Origin of the sequence: Rhodococcus sp. NPDC057014 (assembly GCF_042673295.1) — a bacterium.
In the GTDB taxonomy this organism is placed as follows: Bacteria; Actinomycetota; Actinomycetes; order Mycobacteriales; family Mycobacteriaceae; genus Rhodococcus_F.
In genome coordinates this window covers 1-4,247 of sequence record NZ_JBHUSF010000498.1, presented here as the reverse complement: position 1 = coordinate 4,247, position 4,247 = coordinate 1, and the positions used below count along the sequence as shown (strand labels likewise).

Sequence of the window (4,247 nt, the reverse complement as noted above, 5' to 3'; positions counted from 1 at the left end):
CCAGGGCGAGTGCCATCGTCAGATCGGCGATGATCTTGCCCGGATCGTGGGAGGTCGTCGGTTTACGCCAGGGTTCGAGCGCGCTCGATAACGCGGTGGTCAGGCCTGTCTTCTCAATGGTGCGCAGCAACAGCACCGACCCGGCGTGCGACGCGACACCGGTTCCGGCGGAGTCAACGGACAGCGACGGGTACCACGAAGTAGACTTGCCCACCAGAAAGGTGCTCCTCGAATGCGGTGAATATTGGCCCTCAGCAAGCCTTATTCTCCCAGTTCGGAGCACCTTTCTTCATGACCGACACCGGGCCGGACCGGGATTGCCGTGAAAGCGCGAGGCTAACCACGCACGGGCGCGAAGCGCCTACAGGATGTCGCGGACCTTCTCGGCCGGCCGGGCGAGGACGGTGCCCTTGTCCGTCACGACGATCGGTCGCTCGATGAGGATGGGGTTGTCCACCATCGCTTCCAGCAGTTCGTCCTCGGACGCCTCGGCGAGCCCGAGTTCCTTGAAGACGGCCTCCTTCTTGCGGATCGCCTCGCTCGGCTTCAGGCCGGCGTCGTCGAGAAGTTTGCGCAATCCGTCCCGCGAGGGCGGGGTCTCGAGGTACTTCACGACGGTCGGTTCGATGCCCGCGTCCCGGATCAGTCCGAGGACGGTGCGGGACGTGTTGCAGCGCTGGTTGTGGTAGATGGTCGCGGTGTTCGCCATATCCGACATTCTGCACCCGGGGAACAAATGCGCCCGCACCGAGCGCTGAACCGGGGGTAGTCAGTCGTGAACAGCCGACGAAAGAGGGAGATCGACCATGGCCGAGCACAGGGACGCAGCGCCGCAGCGCATCGTCATCGCGGGTGGGCACGGGAAGATCGCCCGTCACCTCATCAAGATCCTCACCGCCCGCGGCGACCGTGCGGTCGCGTTGATCCGCAATCCCGACCACGAGCACGAGGTGGCGGCGCTCGGCGCCGAACCGGTGGTGATCGATCTGGAGACGGCGAGCGCGGACGACGTCGCGAAGACCCTCGTCGGTGCGGACGCCGCAGTGTTCGCGGCCGGTGCCGGCCCGGGCAGCGGAATCGCCCGCAAGGACACCGTCGACCGCGGGGCCGCGGTCCTGCTCGCGGACGCCGCCGAGAAGGCGGGCACGAGGCGATTCGTTCAGGTCGGCTCGTTCGGGGCGGGTGAGCCGATCCCCGAGGGTACCGACGACGTCTTCGCCGCCTACCTGGTCGCGAAGACAGCCGCCGAGGAGGATCTGCGCGCCCGCACCCACCTCGACTGGACGATTCTCCGTCCGGGCGGCCTCCTCGACGACGACCCGACGGGGCACGTCACGCTCACCGCGCCTCCCCTCGAACGCGGCACCGTCACGCGTGCCGACGTCGCAGCGGTGGTCGCGGCGCTCCTGGACCACCCGAACACGGCGAAGAAGACGCTCATGCTGACGTCCGGTCCGACGCCGATAGCGGACGCCGTCGCCGCGCTGTAACCATTGCGGCGCCGCAACCGCGCAACTACGGTCTGATACAACGCCTGGAACAACGGAGGTGGCGCCGGCCGTGGACATCGACATCGACCCCGATTCGTCGACCGCCCCGTTCGACCAGTTGCGATTGCAGATCATCGAGCAGGTGCGCAGCGGGCAACTGATCGCGGGAACGAAGATCCCCACGGTTCGTGCGCTCGCCGTCGAGGTCGGCCTCGCACCGAACACGGTCGCCAAGGCGTACCGGGAACTCGGTGAGCAGGGTGTGATCGAAACCCGGGGCAAGCAGGGCACATTCATCGCGAGCGGCGGCGACCCCATTCGCGCCGGGGCCGAGAAGGCCGCAACAGGGTATGTGCAGGAACTGCGGAAGCTGGGGGTGTCCGACGAGGAGATCCTCGGCTTCGTGCAGTCCGCTCTCCGCGGCGCCGACTGAGGACGGCGCCCCATCCAGAAGGTGTGACCTCAGAAGGTGTGACCCAGAAAGGTAGACGCTCGGTATGGCTTCCGCACTCTTCCGCGACCTCGCACTACTGATCGCCCGGATCGGGCTCGGCGTGATCTTCGTCGCGCACGGCTGGCAGAAGTTCTTCGACTACGGAGTGAAGGCCACCCAGGCGTCGTTCGCCGACATGGGCGTCCCGCTGCCCGACATCTCTGCTGTTGCGGCCGCCACTGTCGAACTCGCGGGTGGATTTGCTCTCATCGTGGGCGTCGCCACACCGATCGCCGGAATCCTGCTGTTCCTCGACATGCTCGGCGCGCTGATTCTGGTGCACGCGGACAAGGGTGTGTTCGTCGCGAACGGTGGGTACGAACTCGTCGTCGCACTCGGCGTCGGGTCGCTGCTTCTCGCCGTGATCGGCGCCGGACGCCTCAGCATCGACGGGCTCCTCGGAAGAGGCTCGGGATGGGGCAAAACCGCAGCGTAACGATACCGTTCGGTGGGTCTCGATTCGGTGTGAAGCGGTGGGCTAGCTTGCTTTTACCATCGAAAATGACCAACGTAGTTGTTCATGGCAATGAATACTGATCTGCCTGATCAAGGTTCCGACACCGCTGACGCGGCCGTCGGCGGAGGGCTCAGACGGGTCGGTGTTCGCACCGACCACGTCGTGTTCTCGGCCGCCGCCGCCGCGGTGTCGGCAATCGTCGTCTGGGGGCTCGTGGCCCCCGACAATCTCGACACCACGACGGGTAAGGCGCTCGACTGGCTGGTCACCGACATGGGCTGGTTGTTCGTCCTGTCGGCGTCCGGGTTCGTCCTCTTCTCACTGTGGCTCGCGTTCAGCAAGTTCGGACAGATTCCGCTCGGCAAGGACGGTGAGAAGCCGGAGTTCCGGACCGTCAGCTGGATCGCGATGATGTTCAGCGCCGGAATGGGCATCGGACTGATGTTCTTCGGTGTCGCCGAACCGCTCGCGCACTACGTGACACCCCCTCCGGGTTCCAGCGGTGGCATCGGAACGGCGATGGCCACCACCATGTTCCACTGGAGCCTGCACCCGTGGGCGATGTACGCGGTGGTCGGACTGTCGATCGCGTACGGCTCGTACCGCAAGGGTCGCAAGCAGCTGTTCAGCTCCGCGTTCATCCCGCTGCTCGGCCGCCGCGCCGAGGGGCCGATCGGCAAGTTCATCGACGTCCTCGCGATCTTCGCGACACTGTTCGGCACCGCAGCCTCGCTGGGCCTCGGCGCACTGCAGATCGGTTCCGGATTTCAGGTCGTCGGGTGGATGTCGGAGGTCAGCACGTTCCTGCTGGTCGCGATCGTCGCCCTGCTGACTCTCGCGTTCGTGGCCTCCGCCGTGTCGGGTGTCGCCAAGGGAATCCAGTGGCTCTCCAACACCAACATGGTGCTCGCCGTCGTCCTGGCACTGTTCGTGTTCGTCGTCGGCCCGACGGTTCTCATCCTCAACCTGCTGCCCACGACGATCGGCGCCTACGCCGCGCAGCTCGCGCAGATGTCGGCCCGCACCGGGGCGTCGTCCGATCCGGCGACCGGCGAATGGCTGTCCTCGTGGACCATCTTCTACTGGGCGTGGTGGATCTCCTGGACCCCGTTCGTCGGCATGTTCCTGGCCCGCATCAGCCGCGGCCGCACCATCCGGCAGTTCGTGGTCGGTGTGATCGTGGTGCCGAGCGCCGTGAGCCTCGTGTGGTTCGCGATCTTCGGTGGTGCGGGAATCAACGAGCAGCGTGACGGAATCGACCTCGCCGGGCAGGACACCCAGGAGGGGCAGCTGTTCGGGATGCTCAACCACCTGCCGCTCACCGGCATCACGACCGTCCTGGTGATGATCCTCGTGGGAATCTTCTTCGTCTCCGGCGCCGACGCCGCATCGATGGTGATGGGAACCCTGTCGCAGCGCGGTTCGCTGGAGCCGCAGCGCTGGGTGGTCGTGTTCTGGGGTGTGCTCACCGGTGGTGTGGCCGCGCTGATCCTGTGGACCGGCGGCGACACCGCACTCGACGGACTGCAGACGATGACGATCATCGCTGCGGCGCCGTTCGTCATCGTGATGATCGGGTTGTGCTTCTCGCTGTACAAGGATCTGTCCCGCGACCAGATGATCGTCGACGGCCGGGAAATGCGGAGGGAGATGCGGAGAGCGGCGGCGAAGCGTCGTCGCGACCGGATCTCGTCCCGCTAGAGAAACAGTCTGCGAGCCGCGCGGGTGCCCCCCGGCCCCGGCGGGGCGGCACGTGTAATGTGTCTTATAAACAAAAACCAGCCCACCAGACCAACCGGGATGTGGG

5 protein-coding genes and 1 pseudogene are annotated in these 4,247 nt (G+C 66.1%); 4 read left to right on the top strand and 2 right to left on the bottom strand.

The window, feature by feature from the left end:
• Positions 1-214: pseudogene (locus ACFTZB_RS43675) on the bottom strand (IS1380 family transposase); the annotation flags it as partial.
• A gap of 147 nt (positions 215-361) precedes the next feature.
• Positions 362-709 (bottom strand): arsenate reductase (glutaredoxin), encoded by a 348-nt coding sequence (gene arsC / locus ACFTZB_RS43670; protein WP_378441935.1) that lies wholly within the window; start codon positions 707-709, stop codon positions 362-364.
• 97 nt (positions 710-806) lie between these two features.
• On the opposite strand from arsC, the gene ACFTZB_RS43665 reads away from it, so the two are divergent.
• The 4 genes from ACFTZB_RS43665 to ACFTZB_RS43650 all read left to right on the top strand — a co-directional run bounded on the left by ACFTZB_RS43665 (position 807) and on the right by ACFTZB_RS43650 (position 4,141).
• On the top strand, positions 807-1,490 hold the full coding sequence (locus ACFTZB_RS43665) for an NAD(P)H-binding protein (RefSeq protein WP_378441933.1): 684 nt from the start codon (positions 807-809) through the stop codon (positions 1,488-1,490).
• Positions 1,491-1,548: 58 nt separating this feature from the next.
• Positions 1,549-1,923: a GntR family transcriptional regulator gene (locus ACFTZB_RS43660; RefSeq protein ID WP_015889460.1), complete on the top strand. Its 375-nt coding sequence runs from the start codon at positions 1,549-1,551 to the stop codon at positions 1,921-1,923.
• A 64-nt stretch (positions 1,924-1,987) separates the two neighbouring features.
• On the top strand, positions 1,988-2,419 hold the full coding sequence (locus ACFTZB_RS43655; protein ID WP_378441931.1) for a DoxX family protein: 432 nt from the start codon (positions 1,988-1,990) through the stop codon (positions 2,417-2,419).
• A gap of 90 nt (positions 2,420-2,509) precedes the next feature.
• Complete coding sequence (locus ACFTZB_RS43650; RefSeq protein ID WP_378441937.1) at positions 2,510-4,141, top strand: BCCT family transporter; 1,632 nt, start codon at positions 2,510-2,512, stop codon at positions 4,139-4,141.
• The last annotated feature ends 106 nt before the right edge of the window (positions 4,142-4,247 follow it).

Excerpts from the sequence above, each read along its gene's own strand:
- arsC (WP_378441935.1), bottom strand. The coding sequence starts at position 709 with ATGGCGAACACCGCGACCATCTACCACAACCAGCGCTGCAACACGTCC.
- ACFTZB_RS43665 (WP_378441933.1), top strand. The coding sequence starts at position 807 with ATGGCCGAGCACAGGGACGCAGCGCCGCAGCGCATCGTCATCGCGGGT.
- ACFTZB_RS43655 (WP_378441931.1), top strand. The coding sequence starts at position 1,988 with ATGGCTTCCGCACTCTTCCGCGACCTCGCACTACTGATCGCCCGGATC.
- ACFTZB_RS43650 (WP_378441937.1), top strand. The coding sequence starts at position 2,510 with ATGAATACTGATCTGCCTGATCAAGGTTCCGACACCGCTGACGCGGCC.